The organism is Halorubrum sp. Ea8 (assembly GCF_002252925.1).
Taxonomy (GTDB): domain Archaea; phylum Halobacteriota; class Halobacteria; order Halobacteriales; family Haloferacaceae; genus Halorubrum.
In genome coordinates this window covers 113,763-139,416 of record NZ_NHPF01000121.1, presented here as the reverse complement: position 1 = coordinate 139,416, position 25,654 = coordinate 113,763, and the positions used below count along the sequence as shown (strand labels likewise).

Here is a 25,654-nt window from a genome sequence, read left to right as displayed (position 1 = left end):
TTTTTCAAGCAAAAGACGGCATGCTATTTCATGCCTGGTCTCGGGGGCTCGTGCAGGAGCACCCCGCCGCAGCGGTCTTCGCGGACGGCCCGGCGTTCGACGCGATCCGGCTGGTCGAGAGCCGGTTCCCCGCGGTCGAGACCGCCGGGGTCGTCGACCACCGCCCGCTCGCCGACCCCGTCCACGACGTCGAGCCGTATCGCCCGTACGCGGCGGCCGTCGACGCGACCGTCGAGTACGACTCGGACCCGGGAGACGACCACCACCAGCGGCACCAGTAACCATGCGCATCGATATTAAGCACGTTCACAAGCGGTACGGCGACGTCGAGGCCCTCGCCGGGCTCGACCTCACGGTCGAATCGGGCGACGCGTACGGCCTCGTGGGAACCAACGGCGCCGGCAAGTCCACGCTGTTCGGGCTGATCGCCGGCCGCGAGCGCCCCGACGCGGGGACCGTCTCGGTCGGCGGCCGCGAGGTCGGCGAGATCGGGTGGCGGATCCGCGAGGCGATCGGAATCTTACCCGAGGAACCCGGCTTTCCGCCGGGCGAGACGGGGCGCGAGACCCTGCGCTTCCACGCCGACGTCCGCGGAGTCGGGTCGGGCCCGGAGGACGCCGCCGAGCGCATCGCCGGCGCGGCCGCGACGGTCGGGCTCGCCGAGGCGATCGACCGCCCCATCGACGGCTACTCGAAGGGGATGCGCCGCCGGCTCGGGCTGGCGGCCGCGCTCCTCGCGAATCCGGCGGTGCTCCTGCTCGACGAGCCGACCGCGGGGCTCGACCCGAACGGCGTCGCCGCGCTCCGCGAGGTCCTGACCCGCGTGCGTGACGAGACGGGTGTGACACTGCTCATGGCGACCCACGCGCTGCGGGAGGCCGAGCGCGTCTGCGACCGCGTCGGCGTCCTCGACGACGGGCGGCTGGTCGCGGAGGGGACGCCCGAGGGGCTCGCCGCCGACCACGAGGCCGGTCTCGAAGGCGCCTTCGTCTCGCTCACCGGGGGTGGTCGAGATGCCTGAGCGCGGGCGCGGAGCCGCGCCCGAGGACGGCGAGGCGCCTGACGCCGACACGGCGTCTGACTCGGACCCGGCCCCGGACGGCGGCGTCGTCGTCGACGGCTCGACCGCCGCCTCGCGGACGGACGCTTCCGCGGAGGCGACGGAGAGGGAGACGGAGACCGCGGACGAGACCGCGACCGACGCCGAGGGGATCTCCGTTCCCCTCCCGCGTCCCGGGATCGTCCTCCGGATCGCTCGCCGCGAGACCCGGCTGACCGCCCGCCGGGGGTGGGCCGTCGCGCTGACGGTCGTGTTCGCCGCGTTCGGGCTCCTGCTGGCGACGTTCAGCGGGTCGAGCGTGGCGCCGACCGGCTACGAGCCGGTCGTCGCGAGCTACGTCGAACTGGCGACGTACCTCGTCCCGCTGGCCGCGCTGGCGTTCGGTCACGGCGCGATCGTCGGCGCGGCGGAGCGCGGGCGCCTCGGGGTCGTGTTGACGCTGCCCGTTTCGCGGGTCGAAACCGCGATCGGCGTGTACGCCGGGCGGGCCGCGGTGCTCTCGGCGTCGGTCGTCGTCGGCTTCGGCGTCCCCGGGCTGCTCCTCTTGCGGGAGTTCGGGCTCGCCGGCTGGCCGACGTTCGCGTGGTTCCTGTTCGCGACGGTCGCCGTCGCCGTCGCGCTCCTCGGGCTGGGGGTGGCGATCTCCGCGGTCGCGCCGACCTCGACGGTCGCGCTCGCGGGCGCCCTGCTCGTCTGGGCGTGGTTCGCCCTGGTCCACGACCTGCTCGCGCTCGGCGTGCTGGCCGCGCTCGACGGCGCGGGGCGGTTCGTCGCCGTCGCGGTGGCCGCGAACCCGGTCTCGACGTACCGGCTCCTCGCGCTCGCCCCGACCGACGCCGGCGGCGCGGGGCTCGCGGCCGCGCTCGACGGCAGCGGGCTCTCGGTCGGCGTGCTCGTGGCCGTCCTGCTCGGGTGGGTCGCGGTCGCGACGGGCGTCGCCGCGGTGGCGCTCCGCTCGAAGCGGATATAAAACGCCCCGCGTGTCTTTTGAACCCATCCGTCTCGTCGAGCCGCCGCTACGTGACTAAGTTCCAGGCCGCGTCGGTCACGCGCTCTCGTTAGCGCCGTCGGTCACGCGCTCTCGTTAGCGCCGTCGGTCACGCGCTCTCGTTGGCGCCGTCGGCTGAACCGCTGATCCTCCGGGCCGTCTCGACCCACTCGTGGTCCGGGAACGGCTCCGGACGGACGGCGTAGGTGTACCGGGGTTCGCCCTCGGCGTCGAGCGCGAGGTCGAACGCGTAGATGATCCCGTCCTCGACGCCGAGCTCGATGGAGCCCTCGACGGCCGGGGTGGCCCGCGAGTCCTCGGGCTCCGCGTCCGAGAGCCGGTACGCGACGACGGGGACGCCGTGGTGCGTCGCCGTGCCGACCGCCTCCCAGCCGTACGGCTCGACCATCTCCGTGTGTCGGCCGATGTTCGTGGGAGCGATCTGACCGTACTGCGGGTCGTACCGGTAGTACGCGTCGGTCGCGTCGTGATACGTGAACTGCGGGTCCGACTCCCACTCGTCGCGCAGCTGGTGGTCCGGCAGTCCGTCGGCGGGCTGGACGTACGCGTACGCGTCGCCGTTTCGGTAGTCCTTCGCGCCGTACCACAGCTCGGAGATCACCTCTCCGGTGGACGAGTTCACGTAGTAGTCGCCTTCGACGCGGCGACGGTCGGGCGGCTCGTCGAAGACGATCGCGTACGAGTCCCAGTGGTCCCTCGGCGCGTGCAACGGCGTCTCGTCGTCCGACTCTAGCGTCGTGAAGTCGATACCGTCCGGTCCCGCACCGTCGGGGTACTCCTCCGGGAGCTCCGACTGCCCGTTCGATCCCGACTCGTCGGCTCCCCGTATCCCGTCGGTACAGCCGGCGAGGCACGAGACTCCGACTCCGAGTGCTGAGAGGAGGGCACGGCGTTCCATGCCGGAGATATTGTCGTATCAATGAAGTATCTTCCGGACCGCGGCCGCGGGCCGCCGGCTCGCGGGCGAACCGGCCGGCTCCCGGCGCGGTCATCGATCCACTCCCGGCCCGATCATCGGTCGTCGGCGTCTGTCGCCTCCGAGGGCGTCGTCGCCGCCGATCCGACTCCGCCGAATATCGCGGTCCCGCCGTGCCGGACGACGGTCGCGACCATGTTGCCGGCGAACAGCAGCGCGCCGGCGACGACGAGCGCGCCGCCGAGGGGTCGGACGAGGCCCTCGGCGGACCCGCCGACCGCTCCGACCGACGCGACGGCGGGCGAGACCGCGGCCGCGAGCAGGAGGCCGGCGCCGAGGACGGTCGCGGCGAGGTCGACCGCGGCGACGCGGGCGTGGTAGAGGTCGTCGATGGCGGGGACCCGTTCCAGCCCGACGCGGTCGGCGTATCGGTCGAGCCAGACGATGAAGGGGACGACGTGGTAGAGGCTCCCGACGACGACGAAGCCGACGAGCGCGCCGAGCAGGACGGGACCGACCGCGGGATGCCCGAACCGGACGGCGGGCCCGAGGGGGTCGACGGTCCACGTCGCGGCCGCGGTCGCGCTCCACGCGAGCGTCGCGACGGCGACGACGGCGTACCGCGAGAGCATCGGCGTCGCCGTCGCCGTCGCGTCGCGGAGCCGCCGGAGGAGTATCCCCCCGGCGACCGCCGCGCCGCCCGCGGCGAGCAACCCGCCGGCGGTCGCGAGGGTCGCGAACGAGAGCAGCCGCCCGGCGGCGAGCAGGGTCACGCCGGCCGGGTACGCCGCGGTCTCGACGCGCGCGAGCCGGTCCTCGACCGGGAGCGCGTCGGTTTGAGTGAACATCGGGCCGAGCTGGTACAGGGCGCCGAAGACGGTCGTGACGACGACGCCGAGGACGGCGAGCGTGACGTGCGCGTCGACGACCGCGGTCCGCGAGAGGCCGAGCGGGGCGAGCACGCCCCAGCGGTAGTCGGCCGCGAGGCTCCCCCCGAGGACCGCCGCGAGCGCGAGGAAGCCGAGCGCGAGCGCGAAGTGCCCCTCCGTGACGTCGAGGGGACGGGCGCGCCAAAGGGTCCTCGCGAGGTTATAAACGAACGCGGCGAATCCGAGGAGGATGAGCCCGGCGAACAGCGCCGCGTCGGCCGGCCGGCCGATCCACAGCCCGCCGGCGAACCCGCTCACGCCGACCGCGACGGCGACGAGCTGGAGCGTCGCCAGCCGGTCCGAGTGGAGCTCGACCCCCGACCAGACCGGGACGAACTGGGTCATCGCGCCGAGGACCGTGAGACACACCCACCCGACGAGCAGCAGGTGGGCCGCGGCGATTCGGCCGAGGCCCGCTCCGGCTCCTTCGATCCCGACGACTCGCGTGAGCGCGAGCGCTCCCCCGGCGGCGAGGAACGCCAGCGCGACGAGGAAGTGTCGGAGGGGAATCGTGGTCGGCGGGCGCGTCGAGGTCGTGAGATCGCCGGGGACGCCTCGCATGTCCCCGCGTACGGTCCGCGCGTCCGTGGTCACGTCCCCGAACGCGTTCGGGGGTCCGGCCGCCCATCGACGAACGACGGCCCCCGAACAGGTTCGGGGTAAACGACGGGCGCGCGGAGAACGAACTCAGGTCCATGTCACGGGAGACAGCGGCCCTCGAGGAGACCGACGCGCCGACGGACCGGCCGGTCGAGACGCTCGACGTCGCCGACCTCGGCCCGCCGGAGCCGCTTCGGCGGACGCTCGAACTGCTCGCCGACCTGCCGGCCGAGACCGTTCTCGTCCAGCGCAACGACCGAGTTCCGCAGTTCCTGTTCCCGAAGCTCGACGACCGCGGCTACGCGCACGACGCGGTCGAGACGGACGACGGCGTCGTCACGGCGATTTGGGTCGCGAACGGCGAGGCGGCGACAGACGGCGGAGCGACGACGGACGGCGGAGCGACGACGGACGGGGAGACGACGACGGACACTCAGAGCGCCGCGGGGGCCGGCCGATGAGCTTCCTCGGCGGCTCCGAGCCCGAGTTCGACGACGAGAACGAGTTCGTGTCGGAGCACGTCCCGAAGCCGGGCGCCTTCCTCGCGGACCACGACGTCCTCGCGGGCGAGGACCACGTCGCCGTGCACCGTCACGCCGCGGACGCCTTCGAGGAACACGGCGTGTACGACGCCACGTTCGGCTACAACCTCGCTCGGCTCAACCTCGACCCGCGGCATCCGGACGCCGGATTCCGCTACGCCGAGGAGGCCGGCGACCCGACGACGCTCCGAGCCGAGTTCACCCCGACGACGGCGTTCTGTCCGCAGGCGGAACCGCTGGCGGTGGGCGCCTTCCGCGCGTTCGACGCCGTCGCGGACCACGGCTACGACTTGATCCGGGTGCGCGTCGACCCCTCGCTCAACGGGAGCGAGGCGGTCAACGACCGGCTCGAACGGCTCGAGTCCGGCGACGGCGAGGTCGGTGACGGCGGGGCGAGTGACGACGACCGGGCCGACGCCGACCCCGCAGGCGTCGATCGAACGGGCGCTCAGGACGACGACGGCGCGGGCGGTCCGACGACTCCCTTCTGAACGCCGCTGGCGGTTTCGGGCGCGGAGTCGAGCGAGACGCGCCGCCGCGCGCCGCGTCGGTCGAACATGTTCCCGCGAACGTGCATGTCGGAACGCCGCGTGCGATCGGATATGAACGACGCCGAATCGGTGCTCGACGTCCGCGAGCGCGACGATCCGCCGTTTCCGGTCATCAGCGACGCGCTCGACGAGCTCGGGCCGGACGAGCGGTTGCGGCTCGTGAACGACTTCGAACCGGCCCCGCTGTACGACGTGCTGGCGGACCGCGGCTTCGAACACGAGACCGAACGGATCACCGACGACGAGTGGCACGTCACGATAGAGCCCGCCTGAACGGAGGGAGACGCTCGCACCTCCCTCGATCCCTTTTATACTCCGCCCCGAATAGTTCGCCTCCCGACGCCGCGGCACGGGAATTCCCGCCGAAGGTATTCCCCCTACTACCCTACGCCGAAGCGCATGACCCGACGCACACTCGACCGGCGAACGTTCGTTCGAACGACTGCGGCGCTCGGTGTGACCACCGCGCTCGCCGGCTGCGGCGGTAGCGGCGACGGCGGCGACGGCGGCGACGGCGGCGACGGCGGCAGCGGCGGCAGCGACGGAAGTGACGGCAGCGACGGTAGCGACGGAAGTGACGGCAGCGACGGCGGCAGCGGCGACCAGCAGTACCTCTCCGAGGAGCCGGACTACGGCGGCTTCCTCGACGACGCCACTAACTACGAGCGGACGGCCGACATGACGGACGCCGACTCAGTGACCGTCGACGTCGGCGCCGGCGACGGACTGGCGTTCGGCCCGGCGGCGGTCGCGGTATCGCCCGGGACGACCGTCACCTGGGAGTGGACCGGGGAGGGCGGACAGCATAACGTCGCCGGCTCCGACGGTAACTTCGAGAGCGAGACCGTCGGCGAGGCGGGCCACACGTTCGAGCACACCTTCGAGGAGTCCGGCGTGCACGCCTACGTCTGTACCCCCCACGAGGCGGTCGGAATGAAGGGCGCGGTGTACGTGGAGTAACGCCGCGGCGACCGAGCGACGATTCCGACCGGCGACTGCGACCGAGCGACGACCCCGGCCGACGGCCGCGACTGACCGACGACCCGGCCGACGACCGCAACTGACCGACGACCCGGCCGACGATTCCGACCGACGACCGCGACTGACAGACGGCCGCGACTGACCGACGACCCGGCCGACGACCGCGACCGACCAACGACCGACCACCCACCCATGCCCCAAGCACGCCTCCTCGTCGATCTGCCCGACGGACCGTGGATAGCCGACGTCTCGCGCGAGTTCCCCGACGCGGGGTTCCGCGTGCTCACCGCGGTCCCCGGCGAGAGCGCCGGCTTCGCCTTGGTCAGAGTCAGCGCCCGCGACGTCGACGCGGTCCTGTCGGCGATGGAGTCCCACGACGCGCTGGCCTCGGTGTCGGTGATGGCGCGGGAGGACGGCGTCGCGACCGTCCGGATCGAGACCGACGCCCCGCTGCTGTTGCTGGCCGCGAAGCGCTCCGGGCTCCCGATCGAGATGCCGCTGGACATCGAGGACGGCGTGGCGGAGGTCGAGGTCACCGGCGAACACGAGCGCGTCGCAGAGATGGGCCGGCGGCTGAGCGACCTCGGTCTGGAGTTCGAGGTCGAGCGCGTGCGGCAACGCGTCAACCCCGCTCGCCTGTTGACGGACCGACAGCGGGAACTACTGCTCGCGGCCGTCGACCTCGGCTACTACGACGTGCCGCGCCGAGCCACCCTGACGGAGGTCGCGGAGCACGTCGGCATCGCGAAGTCGACCTGTAGCGAGACGCTCCAGCGCGTCGAGCGGACGGTGGTCCGGGAGTTCGTCGACGACCTGCCCAGTCACCCCGTCGACGAGGAGGCGGAGGTCGCGGCCGTCGATCCGTAGACCGGCTCGGCCGGGACCGCGGCCGCACCGTCCGTCGCCCCGGACAATCGCCGACGGCCCCAGACAACTACCGACGGCCCCAGACAACTACCGACGGCCCCAGACAGCTACTCTCGATCCCTGACGACCACCGACCCCTGACGACTACCGACCCCTGACGACCACCGACGACACACCCATGACCGCATCCACCGACGACCACGACCACGACGAGACCGCCGAACCGATCACCGACCGAGTCCACGACAACTCCTGGTCGGCGAACCTGGAGACGCCGAAGTACGCCGGGGCCCCGGAGCTCGCGGTCCGCGACGCGCTCGCGGCGATCGACCACACGACCGCCGGAAACCACGTCAACCTGGTCACTCACGGCGACCTCGGCCACCCCGAGGAGTTCCTCTACGACGCGCTCCGGGAGGAGCGCGGCGACGTCGACCCGGAGTACGTCGAACGGTGCGGCTGCGGCGGTCACGTCACCCTCGTTGACGTTCCCTGAGACGCGGACGATCGGACGGGGCCGAACGCGGGCCGAACGGACCGATACCTCCCGGCCGGCGGTGCCGAGAGCGGGCATCCGCCGCCATTCTTAATTCGTCCGCGGCGTAGGTGCGGGTGTGTCCACCGAGCCGATCCTGCCGTTCGCTGACGGACCCGAACCGATCGGCGGGTTCGTCGATCCGGTGCTCGTGGACCCGACTCCGTCGCTGTTGACGGCGGTCGTCGAGGCGTACCGCGCGGCGGCGCCGGAGGTCGTCGAGCCGTCCGTCCAGACGCTGCGAGCCGAGGCGTCGGGTGGTGATTCACCGGCCGCGACGGGGGCTCCCGCCGCAACGGGAGACCGCCCCGACCGGTCGGACGCGCTCTCCTCGTCGCTCCCGGCGCTCGCCGTTCTCGCGAGCGACCGCGCGGTCGACGCCGTCACCGACGGATTCCGACCCGCGAGCAGGCTCGCGGCGCTCGCGGAGACGGGCGCGGTGGAGCTCCTGACGCTGACGGAGCCGCAGCCGAACGCGGCGCTCGTCGGTCGGGAAACGGGGTCCGTGCTCGTCGCCGGCGGAGACCGAGACGGCGTCGATGCGAGCGCCGACTCGCCGGCGAGGTGGTGTCGCGTGGGCGACGATCCGGCGCTCCGGGAACGCTACGTTCCGCTCGTCGAATCGGCCGAGGAGCGCCGCCTGCGAACGCCGAGCCGCCGGCGAATGCACGAGTCGGTCCGGGAGCGCTGCGGCGTCGCCGTCGCGGACGACGTGGTCCGGGCGATCGACCCCGGAGCCGTCGAGGGCGACGGCGTCGCGGGCGCCGCGGACGCCGCGATCGAACCCGACGAGCCGGACCTGGCCGACGCGCGGCGTCGCGCGTACGTCGTCGGCGTCCGCCACGGCGCGCTCGACCGCGACCTGCGTCGCGCCTGCGAGGAGGCCGGCCTCGGGAGCTCGGCGACGTTCACGCGGATCAAACGGGAACTCCGGGAGGCGGGACTGCTCGCGACGGAGTCGGTCCCGCAGCCGGTCGGCCGCCCCCGTGAGCGGCTGGTCGCTCGCGGCGCGCTCGCCGACGCCGACGGTCCGAGCGAGGCCGTCGCCGCGGCGCTGGACGCGGTCGAATAACTGATGAAATGAATAAAACGGATGCGGCGCGGCGGTGACCGGTCTCAGTCGTCCTTCGTCTTGATGTCGGCCGAGAGCCCCTGCGCCATCTCGATCTCCTTCGAGTTGTTCAGGGTCCACGCGGTGCGGTCGGTGACCGCCTCGATGGCCTCTCGGGCGGAGGGGTAGCCGTTGCCGGACTTCTTGACGCCGCCGAAGGGGAGCTGGACCTCGGCGCCGATACAGGGGAGGTTCCCGTACGCCAGCCCGATCTCGGCGCGGTCGCGGTAGTAGTTGATCTGCCGGTAGTCCTCGGAGACGATCGCGCCGGCGAGCCCGTACTCGGTGTCGTTTTGGATCTCGACCGCGCGCTCTATGTCGCCGTCGTACTCGAGGAGGGCGACGTGCGGTCCGAACACCTCCTCGTGGGTACACCGGAGGTCTTCGTCGGGGTCGGCCTCGTAGACGAACGGCCCGATCCAGTGGCCCTCCTCGTGGCCGTCGGGGATCTCGTCGGCGTCGAGGTCGGTGCGGTCGACGAGGACGTTCACGCCCTCATCGCGGGCGAGCTGGTTGTACTCGGCGACCTTCTCGTGGTGCTCCGCCTCGATGAGCGGCCCCATGAACGTGTCCTCCTGGAGCGGGTCGCCGACGGCGACGCTCTCGGCGACCTCGACGAACCGCTCTTTGAACTCGTCGTACACGTCGGTGTGGACGATCAGGCGCTCGGAGGAGACGCAGCGCTGGCCGGTGGTCTTGAACGAGGACATCACCGCGGAGTGGACCGCGACGTCGAGGTCCGCCTCCTCCGTGACCACGATCGCGTTCTTGCCGCCCATCTCGCAGGCGGCGCGCTTGCCGGCGACGCCGCCGAGCTTGTCCTGGATCAGGTGGCCGACCTCGGCGGAGCCGGTGAAGATGACCGTCTCGACGTCGTCGTTCTCGACGATCGCGTTGCCGGCGTCGCCGAACCCCTGTACCATGTTGAACACGCCGTCGGGGATCCCGGCGTCGTCGAACATCTCCGCGATGATCTGCGCGCACCACGGGGTCTGCTCGGCCGGCTTGAAGACGACGGTGTTCCCCTCCACCAGCGCGATGGCCATGTGCCAGTAGGGGATGGCGACGGGGAAGTTCCACGGGGTGATACAGCCGGTGACGCCGCGGGGTTTCCGCCGCATGTACGCGTCCTTCGACGGGATCTCCGAGGGGACGATGTCGCCCGACGGGTGGCGGGCGTCGCCCGCGGCCCACTCGACCATGTGCGCGGCCTCGACCACGTCGGCTTTCCCCTCGCTGATCTCCTTCCCGCACTCCTTGGTGACGACCTCGCCCAGTTCGTCGGTTCGCTCGCGCAGCTCGTGGTACACGTCCCAGAGGTACTCTGCGCGCTGGATCCGGGACAGCTCGCGCCACTCGTCGAACGCCTCGTCCGCCGCGTCGACCGCGCGGTCGACGTCCTCGGGGGCGCCGCGCCGGAACTCGCCGAGGGACTCCCCGGTCGCCGGGTTCTCGCTCTCGAACGTCTCCGAGCCCTCGCCCGAGACCCACTCTCCGTCGATGTAGTGTTGATACGGTTGCGCCATGGGCGGTCGTTTCCGCCGCCACGTTCAAATATCCCACCCGACCATGGTCGGCAGAGCCTTTGTGATGCGGTACCATTGAAACGGTACTAATGGCAACGACCGACGCGAACGGGGCGGAGGAGTGGGCCGGGACTCGACTGACGCTCGACCTGTGGCATCCGAACTGCTGGGCGATCGACGCGACGAGCAGCACCGACGGCGGCGTCCTCGCGCACGCCATCTACAACTCGCCGCGGACCGACGCCGACGCGCCGAACTCGGTGAACGGCCTGTTCACCGCGTTCGCCGACACGAACGAGGAGGTCGAGGAACTGCTCGACGCGATCCGCGACTCCGACCGCGCGGGCAACCTCCTCGAACTGAAGGAGCGATTCGGGCGCGCGCGGGACGCGCCGGGCAACGTCGTCCGCGAGTTCTTCCTGGAGTACGACCCGGCCGACATGGTGTGTCCGACGCTGCTCGAACACGGCTTCGTTCACAGCGCGCCGGTCCGGATCGAGGACGGCCGCGAGGAGTGGCAGGTGTGTTTCGTCGGCGAGCGCACCGATATCCGGGAGTCGCTCGACGCCGTGCAGGCGGACTCCGGCGCCGAAGTGACCGTGGAGTCGATGTCCTCGTCGGGGTACGCGGGGCGCACGCCCCGCGAGCAGCGGCTCGACACGCTGACCACGACCCAGCGCGAGGTGTACGAACACGCCCGCGAGGCCGGGTACTACGAGTGGCCCCGCGAGGCGTCGACCCGCGAGCTCGCCGAGGAGCTGAGCGTCTCGAAGACGACGCTGCTCGAACACCTCCGGAAGGCGGAGTCGAAGCTGTTGGACCCGTAGCTCGGGCAGACGCTCGCCCGATTCCCGAGGGCCGCTCAGTTTTTGAGGGCCGCTCAGTTTTTGAGGGCCGCTCAGTTCCCGACGATCGCCCGCAGCGCGAACAGCGCGTTCGACTTGCGTTCCCGGATCCGCCGGTAGAAGTAGGAGAACCACTTGGAGCCGTACGGGATGTACTGGTACACCTCCGCGTCGGTGTCGGGGTCGGCCGCGAGCTCGAACTGCGCCGACTCCCGGACGCCGGTCAGCATCTGCACCTCGTAGGGGGTCCCGTGGTCGGCGTACAGCTCCGTCGCGTACTCGATCATCGCCGGGTCGTGGCTCCCGACGGCGACGCCGCCGTCGAACGCCTCGAACATGTACGCGAGGCAGTCGCGGTACGACTCGTCGACGCGGGCCTTCTTTTTATATGACAGCTCGGCGGGTTCGTCGTACGCGCCCTTGACCAGCCGGACCTTCCCGGGGAGGTCGGCGAGCCGTTCGAGGTCGTCCCGAGTCCGCTTCAGGTTCGCCTGCACGCAGACGCCGACGTTGCCGTCCGTCTCGACCGCGTGTCGCTCGAAGGCGTCGAGCGTCACGTCCGTGGTCTCGTGGTCCTCCATATCGATCCAGACGAACGTGCCGCTCTCGTCGCCGTCGGAGCCGTCGTCGCCGTCGGTCGCCGTCGGGGCGTTGGCCGCCTCGACGATGCGCGCGAGGTTCTCCTCGAAGACGCGGTCGCCGACGTCGAGCCCGATCTGGCTCGATTTCACCGAGACGCAGGCGTCGACGTCGCGTTCCGCGATCGCCTCGACGAGGTCGACGTACGCGTCGGCGTCGGCGTCGGCGGGGGGTCGCTCCTCGTAGTGTTCCCCGAGCAGGTTCAGGATACCGGCCACGCCGCGGTCGTTGAGCCCCTCGACGTGGGCGAGCGACGCCTCGGGAGTCTCCCCGGCGACAAAGTTACTCGCGATGGGCGGAATCATGTGCAGACAGCGGATCTCTACCCGTATATATGGGCACCCGACCAATTGTTGTGGGGTCGTTGAAGACGAATAAAACGCCGTGACGGACCGCGCGGCGGCCGAGGGGAACATCTGCGGCCGGCCCGACCATGGGCGGGCCGGGGTTAAGATACCCGGATGGCAACTGAAATATCAGGTCACATATGTCACGAGATACCACGGACGTGGCGGACCGGCGTACACTGCTGAAACTGACCGGCGGTGCGGGGCTCCTCGCCCTGTCGGGCTGTCTGAGCACGACCGACGACGGCGGGGACGGGAGCGACGGCTCCGACGGAGGCGACGGCGATGACGGGAGCGACGGCGACGACGGCTCCGACGGCGATGACGGGAGCGACGGCGACGACGGCGGGGAGTCGATGGATCCGTACGAGATCGGGATGGTCGACTCGCTGACGGGGTCGCTGTCGGCGTTCGGCGAGCGGAACCAGCGCGGCGCCGAGATGGCCTTGAGCCGCGTCAACGACGTCGGCATCGACGGGCGAGAGCTCTCGCTGGCCGTCGAGGACTCCGAGAGCGAGAACCAGGGCGGGATCGCCGCCGCACAGAAGCTCGTCAACCAGGACGGCGTCCCGTTCCTCATCGGCGCGGTCGGCTCGGGCGTCTCGCTCGCCATCTACGAGAGCGTCGTCGAGGGGACCGACGTCGTCCAATTGAGCCAGAACTCCACCGGCCTCAGCCTCACCGACTTCCCGGGACTGCTCCGGATGTCGCCGTCCGGTCGCAGCCAGTCGCTGGCGCTGTCGAACATCATCGCCGACGACGGGTACGACGAGATCGCGGTCACCTACGTCAACAACGATTACGGGCAGAGCCTCACCGACGCGTTCGTGAACGCGTACGACGGCGACGTCGTCTACAACAACCCCCACGACCAGGAACAGCAGTCGTACTCCAGCGTCATCTCGGAGATGAACGGCTCCGGCGCGGACGCGTGGCTGTTCATCACGTATCAGGCCGAGTTCGCGACGATGGTCAACGAGGCGTTCTCCTCCGGGTACGAGGCGCAGTTCTACGGCGCCGACTCCGTCTCCGGCGACAGCGTCCTCGAGAACACGCCCGAGGGGAGCATGAACGGCATGAAGATCGTCGTTCCCTCCGCGCCGATCGAGGAGGAGAACTACCAGGAGTTCGCGTCCGCCTTCGAGTCGGAATACGGCCAACAGCCGACGTCGTGGGCGTCGTACGCCTTCGACTGCGTCATCAACGCCGCGCTCGCGATCCAGGCGGCCGACGAGTTCACCGGCGCGGCGCTCCAGGAGACCGTCCGGCGCGTCTCCGGCCCCGAGGGAGAGACGGTGACGTCGTTCGCGGCCGCGAGCGAGATCCTCGCGAACGGCGGCGGGCCGGACGACGTCGACTATCAGGGGGTCAGCGGCCCCATCGACTTCAACGAGGACGGGGACCCGGTCGGCTTCCTGCAGGTCCTCGAGGTCCAAGACCACGCGTACGAAGGCATCGACTTCGTCGAAGGCTAATCCCGACCCATGACCGTCCTCGGATACCTGGCCAACGGGCTGGTGTTCAGCAGCATCATCGTCCTCGGGAGCATCGGGCTGTCGCTCGTGTACAGCATCGCCGACTTCGCGAACTTCGCGCACGGCGACACGATGACCATCGGCGCGTACGCGGCGCTCGTGACGTTCGGCGCCGTCGGCGGGCTCGGCGGCGCGGTGCTCGGGCTCCCGTTCGGCTTCTTCTTCGCGCTCGTCGTCGGGATCGCCGCGGCCGCGGTCGTGGCGGTCGCCACCGAGAAGCTGATCTACGAGCCGCTCGACATCGACTCGATCGGCCTGCTGATCACGTCGATCGGGATCGCGTTCATCTACCGCGCGCTGATCCAGATCCGGTTCGGGTCTGACTTCACGCGGTTCGACATCCGGGCGCAGCGACCGATCGAGTCGCTGGTGCCGTACGGCGTCCGGGTGACGCTCCACGACGTCGCGATCGTCGGCTCGGCGGTGGTGCTCGTCGTCGGGCTCCACGTGCTGCTCCAGTACACCGACCTCGGCCGGAAGATGCGCGCGATGGCCGATAATCCCGACCTCGCGCGGGTCAGCGGGATCCGAACGAAGCGAGTCAAGCTCTGGACGTGGGTCATCGGCGCCGGCCTCGCCGGCGCGGGCGGCGTGTTCCTCGGGCTGTTCAACCAACTCGCGCCGCGGATGGGGTTCAACCTCCTCCTGGTCATCTTCGCCGCGGTGATCCTCGGCGGGATCGGCTCAGTCTACGGCGCGATGGCGGGCGGCTTCCTCATCGGCATGATAAACCAGCTAACGCCGTTCTTCTCCACCGTCGTCGAAGCACTCCCGATCTGGCCGGGGTGGCTCGCGGCGGCGCTGGAGAGCCTGATTAGCATCGAGTACGCGAACGCCATCGCGTTCGTGATCATGGTCGCGGTGCTGCTCGTCCGGCCGAACGGTATCGCCGGGGAGGCGGCCACATGAGCGCCCTCACCGATCCGAAGGGGGCGATCGCGGAGCTGACCCGCCCGGAGGGGTGGGTGCTCGGCGTCAGCGTCGCGTTCCTGCTGTTCCTGCTCGCCGCGCTGCTCACGGGCGCGCTCGGGCCGACCTACTTCCTGTTCCTCGTCGGACTGGCGGGAATGTACGCGCTGCTGTCGTTCGGGCTGAACGCTCAGTGGGGGTTCACCGGCCTGATCAACTTCAGCGTCGCCGCGTTCTTCGGGATCGGCGCGTACGGCTCCGCGCTGATGACCGCGAGCGGCTCGCCGATCGCGGGCGGGTTCAACCCGCTCGTCGGACTCGCGGTCGCGCTCGTCGTCGCGCTCGCGCTCGCGCTGCTGATCGGGATCCCGACGCTCCGGCTCCGAGCCGACTACCTCGCCATCGCGTCGCTCGGGCTCGCGGAGGTCATGCGGCTGATCGTGCTCAACGAGCGGTGGCTGACGAACGGCAGTGCGGGAGTCCGCGGGATCCCGGGGTTCTTCAAGGGCTGGCCCGTGCTCTCGACGTTCCCGGAGGCGATGCCGGGGCTCCGCCTCGAGATCGTTCCGGGATCGCCCATCTTCCTCGAGGCCTCGTTCTGGCAGGCCCTGCTGAACGTCCTGTTGGTGCTCGCGTTCGCGGGGGCGGTGTACGTAATCCTCCGACGCGCGCACCGGTCCCCGTGGGGTCGCGTGCTCCGCACGATCCGATCCGACGAGGACCTCGCCCGAGCGCTCGGGAAGAACACGTACTCGTTCAAGATGCAGTCGTTCGTCCTCGGCAGCCTGATCATGGCGCTGGCGGGCGTGTTCTACACGCACCTGAACCTGTACGTCGGCCCGGGCGACCTGGACCCGATCACGACGTTCTACGCGTGGGTCGCCGTGATCTTAGGCGGCAGCGGCTCCAACCGCGGGGCGCTGTTCGGCGGGGTCGTGATCGTCACCATCCGCGAGGGGACGCGCTTCCTGAACGACGTGGCGCTCCCGATCGACCCCGCGCCGCTGCGGCTGCTGCTGATCGGGGTCGTGATCGTCGCCGTCATGCGCTACCGGCCGCAGGGAATCCTGCCGCCGCAGCGCGAGCTGATCTGGCCGAGCGCGGTCGACGGAGGCGGGGCGCCCGAGACGCCGGACAGCGGCGTCCGGGAGCGCAAGGGAGGTGGGGGCGATGAGTGAGGGCGCCCTCCCCAAGGACGACGCCGTCCTCCGGGTCGACGACCTCCAGAAGTCGTTCGGCGGGCTCGCGGCGACCGACCACGCGACGTTCGCCGTCGAGCGCGGCACGATCACCGGGCTCATCGGCCCGAACGGCGCCGGAAAGTCGACGCTGTTCAACCTCATCTCCGGCTTCTACGAGCCGGACGGCGGGACCGTGGAAGTGAACGGGACCGACGTGACCGGCATGGAGCCGTACCAGGTCGCCGAACACGGGCTCATCCGGACGTTCCAGACCCCGCGCAAGCTGGAGGGGATGACGGTCCGCGAGGCGATGCTGGTCGGCCCGCGGAACCAGCCCGGCGAGTCGTTTCTCAGGCTGTTCGCCTCGCCCGGCTCGGTCGGCGAGAGCGAGTCGGCGAACCTCGCCGACGCGGAGCGGATCCTCGAGGAGTTCGAGATCGACCACCTCGCGGCGCAGCCCGCGACCGACATCTCCGGCGGCCAGATGAAGCTCGTCGAGCTCGCACGCGCGATGCTCGCCGAGCCGGAGGTCCTCCTGCTCGACGAGCCTGTGGCGGGGGTGAACCCGACGCTCGCGAAGAAGCTGAAGTCGCAGATCCGTAGGCTCAACGAGCAGGGGACGACGTTCCTGCTCATCGAACACGACATGGAGTTCGTGATGGACCTGGCGGACCCGATCGTCGTCCTCGATCAGGGGCACGTCCTCACCGAGGGGACGCCGGACGGGGTCCGCGGCGACGACCGCGTCATCGACGCGTACCTCGGAGGCGGCGCATGAGCGACGACACCATCGGCCCCGCGGAGGGGGCTCACGGCGGAACCGGGCCCGCGGAAGCGGCCGGCGACGGAACCGATCCCGTGCTCTCGCTGTCGAACGTCGACAGCGGGTACGGCGAAGTGCAGGTGCTCGACGACTGCTCGATCCGGCTCGATCCGGGCGAGATCGTCTGTCTCGTCGGTCCGAACGGGGCCGGGAAGTCGACCGTCCTCAAGACGGCCTTCGGCATGCTGACCCCGTGGGTCGGAAGCGTCGAGTACCACGGCCGCGACATCGGCGGGATGGCGCCCGAGGAGATCGTCCGCGAGGGGATCGGCTACGTCCCGCAGACCGACAACGTGTTCGGCTCGCTGACGATCGACGAGAACCTCCGCATGGGCGGCGTCGCCCGCGACGGCGGGCTCGACGAGGTGATCGCGACGCTGTACGACCGCTTCCCGATCATCGACGAGAAGCGGAACGCGAAGGCGCGGACCCTCTCGGGCGGCCAGCGGCAGGTGCTCGCGTTCGCCCGGGCCTTGGTGATGGAGCCCGACGTGCTCCTCATCGACGAGCCGTCCGCGGGGCTCGCGCCGAACACCGCAGACGACGTGTTCGAGGACGTCCAGGAGGTCAACGACATGGACACGGCGATCCTCATGGTCGAGCAGAACGTGACGAAGGGGCTCGGCATCTCGGACCGCGGCTACGTCCTCGACCAGGGGACCGTCCGGTTCGAGGGCACCCCGGAGGAGCTGTTGAGCGACGACGAGGTCTCGCAGCTGTACCTGGGCGGCTGAACTCCGTCCGGCCTCGTCCCTACGTCGTCCGCTTCTCCAGCTCCCCTTTCAGCTCCGCGGCGTCGAAGTCGTGGTCCGGACGGATCGCGACGAAGTCGAGGAACTGACGGGCGGCGAGCAGCTCGTCGGTCGAGTAGCTCTCGAGCGCGGCGTCTATCGCGTCCGGCGCGCCGATCAGGGGTTCCAGCGCGGCGAGCGCGCTCGCGAGGTCGTACGACCGCGCCGACTCGCGACCCTCCTCGCTCACGCTCGTCGCGTCGATGACGTACAGGTCGCAGTCCCGCACGAGGACGTTCTCCGCCCGGAGGTCGCCGTGGGCGAGCCCGGCGTCGTGGATCGTCCGGAGCGTCGCGAACAGCTCGGGCGCCAGCCCGGCGACGGCCTCGCGATCGAGCTCGTCGAGCGTCCGGAACTCGGGGAGGTACTCCAGGACGAGGACGCCGAGGTCGCCGACCTCCAGCGCCTCGATCGGCTCCGGGGCGTTGACTCCGAGCTCCCTGACCTCTCGGGTCGCCTCCAGCTCGTGGCGAGCCATCTCGTAGGGGGTCTCGTAGCGCTCGAAGAACCCCTCGGTGCCGGCGGAGACGGCGCCGAGGTTCCGCCCGGTCGTGAACAGCGTGTGGACGAGCGTGTTCTGCTTCGTGATCACCTTCACGAACAGGTCGTCGTCGAGGACCATCGGCGTCGACAGCCAGTTGTCGGCGTCGAGGAACCGGACCCGCATCTCCTCGCGGTCGTACCGGTCCGCCAGCTCTCGGGCGACCCGCTCGATGTCGGGCCAGTCCACGCGACCGCGTACGAGCCGGCGGAGCTCCATGTCAGGACCGAACGCGACGGCGACGCTTAAATCACGTCCTCGGGCGGGATCGCCGCGCGAGCGTCTCGGAGCCGCGGCGGTTCAGGGAGGGGTCACCGACGCTGACCGCGTCGGGACCGAGGCGGGCCGCTCGGTCGTGGAACAAGTCGTACGGCCGGCACGGGCGCTCGGGAGTCGGCCCGCCGAAGGAGACCGATGGCGGAGAACGGGGACGGTCGAAGCGCCCGCGATCGATCACGGTCGTTCGCATCGTTTATGCCGACGGGTCGCAATTCTTGCCTATGGACTTCGAGCTGCCCGCGGAACACCGGATGATACGCGACACGGTGCGGGAGTTCTGCGAGGAGGAGATCCGGCCGATCGCCCAGGAGATCGAAGACGAGCACCGGTTCCCCGACGAGGTGTTCGCCGACCTGAACGACCTCGACATGATGGGCGTGCCCGTGAGCGAGGAGTACGGCGGGCTCGGCGGCGACCAGCTCATGTACGCCCTCGTCACCGAGGAGATCGGCCGCGTCTCCGGCGGGATCGGCCTCTCGTACGCCGCGCACACCTCTCTCGGCGCGAAGCCGATCGAGCTGTTCGGGACGCCGGAACAGAAGGAGGAGTGGCTCCGCCCGCTCGCCGAGGGCGGCGAGATCGGCGCCTGGGCGCTCACGGAGCCCGGGAGCGGCTCCGACGCCTCCGACATGGACACGACCGCCGAGTTCGACGCGGACGCGGGGGAGTACGTGTTGAACGGGACGAAGCAGTTCATCACGAACGCCAACGTGGCCAACAGCGTGCTGGTGAAGGCCGTCACCGACCCGGGCGCCGGCTACGACGGCATCTCGACGTTCATCGTCGACCCGGAGAACGACGACGGCTTCGAGATCACGACGGTCTGGGACAAGATGGGACTTAATTCCTCGCCGACCTGCGAGATACAACTGGACGACGTGCGGATCCCCGAGGACCGCCTGCTCGGGGAGGAGGGAGACGGCTGGACGCAGACGATGAAGACGCTCGACGGCGGCCGGATCTCCATCGCGGCGCTGTCGGTCGGGCTCGCGCAGGGCGCCTACGAGGCCGCGAAGGAGTACGCCGGCGAGCGCGAGCAGTTCGGGAAACCGATCGCGAAGTTCGACGCCATCCGGGACAAGGTCGTCCACATGCACCGCCAGACGGAACGCGCCCGGCTGCTCACGCACAAGGCCGCCGCGAGGTACGACGCCGGCGAGTCCGTCACCCGGGAGTCGGCGCTGGCGAAGCTCGACGCCAGCGAGGCCGCCCGCGAGGTCGCCGAGGAGGCGGTCCAGACGCTCGGCGGGTACGGTTACACCACCGACTTCGCGCCCCAGCGCTTCTACCGCGACGCGAAGCTGATGGAGATCGGCGAGGGGACCAGCGAGATACAGCACGTCGTGCTCGGGCGCGAACTCGGCCTGTAGGTCGCGGTCTCGTGGTCCGCGGGCGTCGGGCGCGACCGGTTCGCGCGTTCACTTCGGCCCGTTCACTTCCGCGCGACGATCCGAAGCACGTCCTCGTCCGCCAGCTCGTGGCTCTTCCCGACCTGTTGGTCGTCGTGTTTCGCGCTCTCGCCGGAGACGCGAGCGAACTTGAACCGCTCCTCGAACTCCCCGCCGATCTTCTGGCAGGCGTCGCCGACCGTGTCGCCCTCGAACAGGATCAGGGGCTCCTCGTAGTCGACGCCGCGACCGGGCTTGTCCATGTAGATCCGGATGAGCCCGAGCTCCTTCCAGAGCCGGTCTTTGAGCCCGTCGAGCCCGAGCTCCTTCTCGGCGGAGATAAAGAGCACGTCGTCGGGGTCGAGGTCGCGCTCGCGGAGCTCCGATTTGACGGTCGGGAGGTAGCTCTTGTCGATGAGGTCGGCCTTGTTCACCGTCACCATCGACGGGAGGTACTCCCGGTTGTCCATCACCGCGTCGATGAGCTCGTCGATGGTCAGGTCGTGGGGGATCGTCACCTTGGCGTTGACGTAGCCGTACTCGCGGAGCACCTGCTTGACGGTCCCCTCGTCGAGGCTCACGTCGTCGCTCATCGTCACTCCGATCCCGTCCTTGTGGGTCTTCCGGATGTTGATGTTCGGCGGCTCCGTGTCGAGGCGGATGTTGGTGGCGTACAGCTCCTCGCGGAGGCGGTCGTACTGCTCGATCTCGAACACCGAGAGCATGAACACGACGAGGTCGGCGGTCCGGACGACCGAGAGGACCTCCTTCCCGCCCCCGCGGCCGCCCGCCGCGCCCTCGATCAGCCCCGGGACGTCGAGGATCTGGATGTTCGCGCCGCGGTACTGTAGCATGCCGGGGTTGACGTCGAGCGTCGTGAACTCGTAGGATCCGACCTCGCTGTCGGCGTTGGTGAGGGCGTTGATGAGGGTGGACTTCCCCACGCTCGGGAACCCGACGAGCGCGACCGTGGCGTCGCCGTGCTTCTCGACCGCGTACCCGTGGCCACCGCCGGCGGAGGACTGGTTCTCCAGCTTCTCCTTCTTTTCCGCGAGCTTCGCCTTCAGGCGCCCGATGTGGGCCTCCGTGGCCTTGTTGTAGGGCGTGTTGGCGATCTCCTCGCGGAGGTCCTCAATCTCCTCTTCCAGTCCCATTGGCGTACAGTCGGCCGTTCGGCTCGTTAAAGGTGTTCCTTCGGCCCGCCTGGGGATCCGACCGCGAACCCGACGCCACCCCGGACCGTGCGAACCCGCCACGATCGTGTCGACGCTTCGACACGGTTATATCCGCGACGTGCGACGAGTCTCGCACGTCGAATGCCCGACCCGTCGAGCCTCCGTGACAGCACCCAGATCGTCCTCCCGTGTCACGCCCTCGAGGGCCTCAGAGAGCGGCTCCGGGAGCGGTTCACCGTGACCGTCGTCGAGGCCGACGGCTACTACCGGATCATCGGTAGCCCCGTCGAAATCAAGGCCGCGAGCGACTTCCTCGCCCGGAACGGCGTCGCGGTCGCGTAGCGCGTCTCCCCGCTGCGGGGCGTGCCCGTGGTCGACGCGAAACGATCGGACGGCTGTGGTCGAAACGAGACGATCGAACGGAAAACGAGGAGCGGAACCGTACTCAGCCGACGACGCCGACGAGGAGCTGGACCGCGATGAGGACGAGGAAGACGAGTCCGGCGGCGAACGAGCCCGCCGCGACGCCGTGTGCGTTGCCGAGCCCGCGCCCCCGGGCACTGAAATAGGCGCCCAGGAAGACGAACCCGGTCACCAGCAGTCCGACCGCGGCGTACGTGACGCCGAGGAGGCTCCCCGAGAGCCCCTCCGGGAGTCCGAAGTCGCCGACCGCCAGCAGGGCGAGTCCGCCCACGCCGACCGCGATGGCGACGAACGCGACGGCCCAGACGACCGGTTTCTGCGAGACGTCCCGGAGCGCCCCGACGACCGCGGCGTATCTGTCGGGCGACGCGTCGGTTCCGGGCGCCGTTCGCTGCGCGCCGACCTTCGCGACGGCGAGGAATGTGGCCGCGACGAGCAGCCCCATTAGTGCCGTGCTCAAGAGCGTGAGTGAGACCATGGTGGGTTTCGTTATTAGGCGGTCCGTTCGCGTGTACAAATAGCCTTCGTATACACGCCCGGGACGACGTGCCGGAACCGCTCGGTCAGGCGCGGATCGACCCGCCGTCACCCTGCGATGTCGACGTCGTCAGGGCGGCTCGGTCGGGCGCGCGAGCTGGCTCTTCCGGTCACGCTACACAAGAGCTAAGTGTGCCATCGCCAAGGGAGAAACAAGAGCAGACAGACGAACATGATAGATCCAATTATCCTGCAACAGGGGAGCGACTGGCGCGCGCAGGCGGAGGTCTTCGACGAGATCTTCTTCGTCTTCCTCGCGCTCGGTACGCTCGTCGGTACGATCGTCGTCGCGTACACGCTGTGGAACGTGTACAAGTACCGCGACGACGGGGGCGAACCAAAAGAGGGCTTCGACGCGCCGACGGTCGGCGAGCTCCCGACGGGACAGGGCGGTCCGAAGGCGAAGAAGCTCTTCCTCTCGTTCGGACTGAGCGCGATCGTCGTCATCAGTCTCGTCGTGTACGCGTACGGGATCCTCCTCTACGTCGAGGAGGGCCCCGACACCGGCGAGGAGGGCGACATCGAGATCCTCGTCGAGGGGTACCAGTTCGGCTGGGAGTACGAGTACCCGAACGGCCACACCACGACAGGCGAGATGATCGTGCCGGCCGACCAGCGGATCGACATCGAGGTCACCTCGCGCGACGTCTGGCACAACTTCGGCTCGTCGGAGTTACGGATAAAGTCCGACGCTATCCCCGGAGAGACCAACTCCAACTGGTTCTCCGTGAGTTCCGAGGAAGTCCAGGCGCAGGGCGGCGAAGCGACGTTCAGGGTCGAGTGCTTCGAGCTGTGCGGGTCCGGACACTCGGCGATGAAGGGCCAGATCACGGTCCTCCCGCAGGACGAGTGGGAGGAGTGGTACGAGGGCACCGAGGGTGACGACTCCGGGAGCGGCAACGAATCCGCCACCGGCAACGAATCCGCCACCGGCAACGAATCCGCCACCGGCAACGAATCCGCCACCGGCAACGAATCCGCCAGCATCGACGACGCCGTCAGCGTGAGCGGCGCCGTCGCCGGAGGTGTTCCCGTATGAGCGAGCTCCCGCCGACGACTTCGGTCAAGCGCTGGCTCGTGACGACGAACCACAAGGACATCGGCATCCTCTACACGATCACCGCGCTGTTCTTCCTGCTGTTCGGGGGCGTGCTGGCGCTCCTGATCCGCGTCCAGCTCTGGGACCCGGCGAACCAGGTGCTCTCCGGGCTCGCGTACAACGAGGCGGTCACGGCCCACGGGCTCATAATGGTGTTCTGGTTCCTCTCGCCGTTCGGCTTCGGCTTCGCGAACTACTTCGTTCCGCTCCAGATCGGCGCTGACGACCTCGCGTTCCCGCGCCTGAACGCGGTCTCGTACTGGATGTACCTTTTCTCCGGCGTGCTGCTGGGGATCAGCTTCTTCCAGGGCGGCACGCTGAGCGCCGGGTGGACGATGTACGCCCCGCTCAACATCCCGATGTACACGCCGAGCATCGGGTCGACGGGGGCGGTGCTCGCGCTCGCCATGTTCACCATCGGGATCACCGCATCCACGGTGAATTTCCTCACGTCGATCCACCACTCGCGCGCCGAGGGGATGGGTATCATGGACATGCCGATGTTCACCTGGGGGATCCTGGCGACCGTGTGGATGATGCTGTTCGCGTTCGCCGCGCTGCTCGCCGTCGGCCTCATCCTCGCGGCCGACCGCGTGCTCGGGTCGGTGTACTTCTCCGCGACCGAGGGCGGCTCCCTGCTCTGGGGGCACCTCTTCTGGTTCTTCGGTCACCCGGAGGTGTACATCGTCTTCTTCCCGGCGCTCGGGGTCATGTTGGAGCTGTTCCAGACCTTCTCCGGGCGTCGGCTCGTCGGCCGGAAGTGGGTGATCATCTCCATCTGTCTCATCTCCGTCCAGTCGTTCCTCGTGTGGATGCACCACATGTTCCTCACGACGATCAACCTAGAGATCAAGACGCTGATGATGGCGACCACCATCGGCATCTCGCTCCCATTCGACCTCGTCGTGTTCTCGCTGATCTACACGCTGATTAAGGGGCGGATCCAGTTCACGACGCCGTTCCTCTTCGCGTTCGGCGCGCTGCTACTCTTCATCCTGGGCGGCATAACCGGGGTGTTCCTCGGCGCCATCGTCCTCGACTACGAGTTCCGCGGCACCTACTGGGTGGTCGCGCACTTCCACTACGTCATGTTCGGGGGTGCGACGGCGCTGTTCGGCGGCGCGTACTACTGGTTCCCGAAGGTGACCGGGAAGATGTACGACGAGCTGCTGGGGAAGCTCCACTTCGTGATCTTCTTCGTCAGCTTCAACATGGTGTACTTCTCGATGTTCCTCGGTTGGGAGACCCCGCGCCGCGTCTTCGAGTACAACCCCGCGTTCCAGACGTTCCACCAGATCGGGACGATCGGGGCGTTCATCCTCGGGTTCTCCTTCTTCATCATGTTCTACAACTTCGCGAAGTCCTACGTCGCGGGCGAACCCGCCGGCGACAACCCGTGGGACTACTCGCGGACGGCCGAGTGGGCCGTTTCCTCGCCGCCGCCGCTCGAGAACTGGCCGAACCGCCCCTCGTACGCGTCCGGCAAGCTCGAGTTCGTGAAGGATTACGTGCCTGACGGCGGTCCGGCGGTGAAAGCCGACGGCGACGGTAACGCCGCGACCGACGGCGGCAACAGTCACTCCGATCATATCAAGGAGTACCCGTACTGGGACAAGCACCCGAGCCACGCGAGCATCTGGCCGTTCGCCCTCTCGCTGATGACCGGGTTCTTCCTGTTCGGACTCTCCGGGTTCGCCGACTCGGTCACGTTCATCGTCGGCGAGTCGATCGCGTCGACGAGCGTCGAAATCTCGAACGTGGTGTACCCGGTGTTCATCGTCGTCGGCCTCGTCGGGATGATCGCCAGCGGCGTGAAGTGGGGGTTAGAAGACTTCTACGCGCCGCCGAGCGAATTCGCCGAACGGTGGCCGTTCAACGGCGTCGAGAAGGTGAAGCTGGGGATGTGGTTCTTCCTCGCATCCGACGTGATCGTCTTCGGCGCGTTCCTCTCGGCGGCCATCTTCGTCCGGTACAACGCCGGGTGGATGACGTGGGAGCCGCTGACGGAGTCGCTCCCCGGCCTGATCAACACGTTCGTGCTGATCACGTCCTCGTTCACCGTGATCCTCGCGCTCGTCGCCGCTCACCGGAAGAGCCGACAGGGGATCCTGGCCTCGCTCGGCGCGACGATCCTGCTCGGGTTCACCTTCCTGGCGATCAAGCTGTGGGAGTGGGAACACGAGATCTTCGACCGCGGCGTGATGATCGCGTCGAACGCCCACGGCGACCCGATCCAGGCGTCGATCTACTACGTCACGACGGGGCTCCACGGGCTTCACGTAGTCATCGGCCTCCTGATCGCCTGCTACCTGTTCGTCCGGACCTACCAGGGACACTACCTGGAGGACGAGCGGCCGATCGAGTACTTCGGCCTCTACTGGCACTTCGTCGACATCGTCTGGGTGTTCATCTTCCCGCTGTTCTACCTCTTCTGAGGCGGCGTTCGCCGCCGCGTTCCGTTTCCGTCGCTCTCGCTTTTCTCGTTCGACCGCGCCCGATAGCCCGCGCCGTACGC

The 25,654-nt window shown here is 69.3% G+C and carries 25 protein-coding genes and 2 pseudogenes; 20 read left to right on the top strand and 7 right to left on the bottom strand.

The genetic code is table 11. The features are described from left to right. From DJ74_RS15060 to DJ74_RS15050, 3 genes and pseudogenes are all read left to right on the top strand, one after another. Positions 1–281: pseudogene (locus DJ74_RS15060) on the top strand (hypothetical protein); the annotation flags it as partial. A 2-nt stretch (positions 282–283) separates the two neighbouring features. After that, entirely contained in the window at positions 284–1,021 is a 738-nt protein-coding gene (locus tag DJ74_RS15055; RefSeq protein ID WP_094527762.1) for an ABC transporter ATP-binding protein, read from the top strand. Further along, a complete protein-coding gene (locus DJ74_RS15050; RefSeq protein WP_094527761.1) occupies positions 1,014–2,030 on the top strand; it encodes an ABC transporter permease subunit in 1,017 nt (338 codons plus the stop codon). Before DJ74_RS15055 ends, DJ74_RS15050 begins: the two co-directional genes overlap by 8 nt. Before the next feature lie 127 nt (positions 2,031–2,157). Here the strand turns inward: DJ74_RS15050 and DJ74_RS15045 are convergent, their stop codons facing one another. After that, positions 2,158–2,967, bottom strand: a complete 810-nt coding sequence (locus tag DJ74_RS15045; RefSeq protein ID WP_094527760.1) for a hypothetical protein — start codon at positions 2,965–2,967, stop codon at positions 2,158–2,160. A 113-nt stretch (positions 2,968–3,080) separates the two neighbouring features. Then, complete coding sequence (locus tag DJ74_RS15040) at positions 3,081–4,508, bottom strand: cbb3-type cytochrome c oxidase subunit I (protein WP_217900339.1); 1,428 nt, start codon at positions 4,506–4,508, stop codon at positions 3,081–3,083. A gap of 101 nt (positions 4,509–4,609) precedes the next feature. Between DJ74_RS15040 and DJ74_RS15035 the strand changes: the two are divergent. The 7 genes and pseudogenes from DJ74_RS15035 to DJ74_RS15005 form a co-directional block, all read left to right on the top strand. Next, positions 4,610–4,864 (top strand): annotated as a pseudogene (locus DJ74_RS15035) (DUF2249 domain-containing protein); the annotation flags it as partial. Positions 4,865–4,971: 107 nt separating this feature from the next. Further along, entirely contained in the window at positions 4,972–5,547 is a 576-nt protein-coding gene (locus DJ74_RS15030; protein WP_176451357.1) for a hypothetical protein, read from the top strand. Between the two features lie 111 nt (positions 5,548–5,658). Further along, complete coding sequence (locus tag DJ74_RS15025) at positions 5,659–5,880, top strand: DUF2249 domain-containing protein (protein ID WP_094524033.1); 222 nt, start codon at positions 5,659–5,661, stop codon at positions 5,878–5,880. 126 nt (positions 5,881–6,006) lie between these two features. Then, positions 6,007–6,567, top strand: coding sequence for a halocyanin domain-containing protein (locus tag DJ74_RS15020; RefSeq protein WP_094527758.1), 561 nt, complete (start codon positions 6,007–6,009; stop codon positions 6,565–6,567). Between the two features lie 213 nt (positions 6,568–6,780). Then, positions 6,781–7,455, top strand: coding sequence for a helix-turn-helix domain-containing protein (locus DJ74_RS15015; RefSeq protein WP_094527757.1), 675 nt, complete (start codon positions 6,781–6,783; stop codon positions 7,453–7,455). A gap of 178 nt (positions 7,456–7,633) precedes the next feature. Then, positions 7,634–7,951 (top strand): CGCGG family rSAM-modified RiPP protein, encoded by a 318-nt coding sequence (locus DJ74_RS15010; protein ID WP_094527756.1) that lies wholly within the window; start codon positions 7,634–7,636, stop codon positions 7,949–7,951. A 118-nt stretch (positions 7,952–8,069) separates the two neighbouring features. Continuing rightward, a complete protein-coding gene (locus DJ74_RS15005) occupies positions 8,070–9,062 on the top strand; it encodes a DUF5821 family protein (RefSeq protein ID WP_094527755.1) in 993 nt (330 codons plus the stop codon). A gap of 44 nt (positions 9,063–9,106) precedes the next feature. Here the strand turns inward: DJ74_RS15005 and DJ74_RS15000 are convergent, their stop codons facing one another. Then, entirely contained in the window at positions 9,107–10,627 is a 1,521-nt protein-coding gene (locus DJ74_RS15000; RefSeq protein WP_094527754.1) for an aldehyde dehydrogenase family protein, read from the bottom strand. Positions 10,628–10,716: 89 nt separating this feature from the next. Between DJ74_RS15000 and DJ74_RS14995 the strand changes: the two genes are divergently transcribed. Next, on the top strand, positions 10,717–11,454 hold the full coding sequence (locus tag DJ74_RS14995) for a helix-turn-helix domain-containing protein (RefSeq protein ID WP_094527753.1): 738 nt from the start codon (positions 10,717–10,719) through the stop codon (positions 11,452–11,454). Between the two features lie 71 nt (positions 11,455–11,525). Here DJ74_RS14995 and DJ74_RS14990 read toward each other — a convergent pair whose 3' ends face one another. Then, positions 11,526–12,416, bottom strand: a complete 891-nt coding sequence (locus DJ74_RS14990) for a proline dehydrogenase family protein (protein WP_094527752.1) — start codon at positions 12,414–12,416, stop codon at positions 11,526–11,528. Positions 12,417–12,598: 182 nt separating this feature from the next. Between DJ74_RS14990 and DJ74_RS14985 the strand changes: the two genes are divergently transcribed. Genes DJ74_RS14985 through DJ74_RS14965 form a run of 5 tightly spaced genes read left to right on the top strand, consistent with a single transcriptional unit; the run spans position 12,599 to position 17,640 of the window. Continuing rightward, positions 12,599–13,933 (top strand): ABC transporter substrate-binding protein, encoded by a 1,335-nt coding sequence (locus DJ74_RS14985; RefSeq protein WP_094527751.1) that lies wholly within the window; start codon positions 12,599–12,601, stop codon positions 13,931–13,933. A gap of 9 nt (positions 13,934–13,942) precedes the next feature. Next, positions 13,943–14,902, top strand: a complete 960-nt coding sequence (locus tag DJ74_RS14980; RefSeq protein ID WP_094524042.1) for a branched-chain amino acid ABC transporter permease — start codon at positions 13,943–13,945, stop codon at positions 14,900–14,902. Next, on the top strand, positions 14,899–16,080 hold the full coding sequence (locus DJ74_RS14975) for a branched-chain amino acid ABC transporter permease (protein ID WP_094524043.1): 1,182 nt from the start codon (positions 14,899–14,901) through the stop codon (positions 16,078–16,080). The genes DJ74_RS14980 and DJ74_RS14975 overlap by 4 nt, the downstream gene beginning before the upstream one ends. After that, positions 16,073–16,861, top strand: coding sequence for an ABC transporter ATP-binding protein (locus DJ74_RS14970; RefSeq protein WP_094524044.1), 789 nt, complete (start codon positions 16,073–16,075; stop codon positions 16,859–16,861). The genes DJ74_RS14975 and DJ74_RS14970 overlap by 8 nt, the downstream gene beginning before the upstream one ends. Next, a complete protein-coding gene (locus DJ74_RS14965) occupies positions 16,858–17,640 on the top strand; it encodes an ABC transporter ATP-binding protein (protein WP_217900338.1) in 783 nt (260 codons plus the stop codon). Before DJ74_RS14970 ends, DJ74_RS14965 begins: the two co-directional genes overlap by 4 nt. A gap of 19 nt (positions 17,641–17,659) precedes the next feature. Here DJ74_RS14965 and DJ74_RS14960 read toward each other — a convergent pair whose 3' ends face one another. After that, positions 17,660–18,457 carry an RIO1 family regulatory kinase/ATPase gene (locus DJ74_RS14960; RefSeq protein WP_094527750.1) on the bottom strand — a complete coding sequence of 266 codons (798 nt, stop codon included), beginning with the start codon at positions 18,455–18,457 and terminating at the stop codon, positions 17,660–17,662. Positions 18,458–18,738: 281 nt separating this feature from the next. Between DJ74_RS14960 and DJ74_RS14950 the strand changes: the two genes are divergently transcribed. Further along, positions 18,739–19,887, top strand: coding sequence for an acyl-CoA dehydrogenase family protein (locus DJ74_RS14950; protein WP_094527749.1), 1,149 nt, complete (start codon positions 18,739–18,741; stop codon positions 19,885–19,887). Between the two features lie 62 nt (positions 19,888–19,949). Here the strand turns inward: DJ74_RS14950 and DJ74_RS14945 are convergent, their stop codons facing one another. Then, a complete protein-coding gene (locus tag DJ74_RS14945) occupies positions 19,950–21,059 on the bottom strand; it encodes a GTP-binding protein (protein ID WP_094524048.1) in 1,110 nt (369 codons plus the stop codon). A gap of 162 nt (positions 21,060–21,221) precedes the next feature. On the opposite strand from DJ74_RS14945, the gene DJ74_RS14940 reads away from it, so the two are divergent. Continuing rightward, positions 21,222–21,422 (top strand): hypothetical protein, encoded by a 201-nt coding sequence (locus DJ74_RS14940; RefSeq protein WP_094527748.1) that lies wholly within the window; start codon positions 21,222–21,224, stop codon positions 21,420–21,422. A gap of 103 nt (positions 21,423–21,525) precedes the next feature. On the opposite strand, the gene DJ74_RS14935 is transcribed toward DJ74_RS14940, so the two are convergent. Continuing rightward, complete coding sequence (locus DJ74_RS14935) at positions 21,526–21,981, bottom strand: hypothetical protein (protein ID WP_094524050.1); 456 nt, start codon at positions 21,979–21,981, stop codon at positions 21,526–21,528. Positions 21,982–22,212: 231 nt separating this feature from the next. Here DJ74_RS14935 and coxB point away from each other — a divergent pair, with 231 nt between their 5' ends. Both coxB and DJ74_RS14925 read left to right on the top strand, forming a co-directional pair. Beyond that, complete coding sequence (gene coxB, locus DJ74_RS14930) at positions 22,213–23,079, top strand: cytochrome c oxidase subunit II (protein WP_254922181.1); 867 nt, start codon at positions 22,213–22,215, stop codon at positions 23,077–23,079. Next, a complete protein-coding gene (locus tag DJ74_RS14925) occupies positions 23,076–25,574 on the top strand; it encodes a cbb3-type cytochrome c oxidase subunit I (protein WP_094527747.1) in 2,499 nt (832 codons plus the stop codon). Before coxB ends, DJ74_RS14925 begins: the two co-directional genes overlap by 4 nt. The last annotated feature ends 80 nt before the right edge of the window (positions 25,575–25,654 follow it).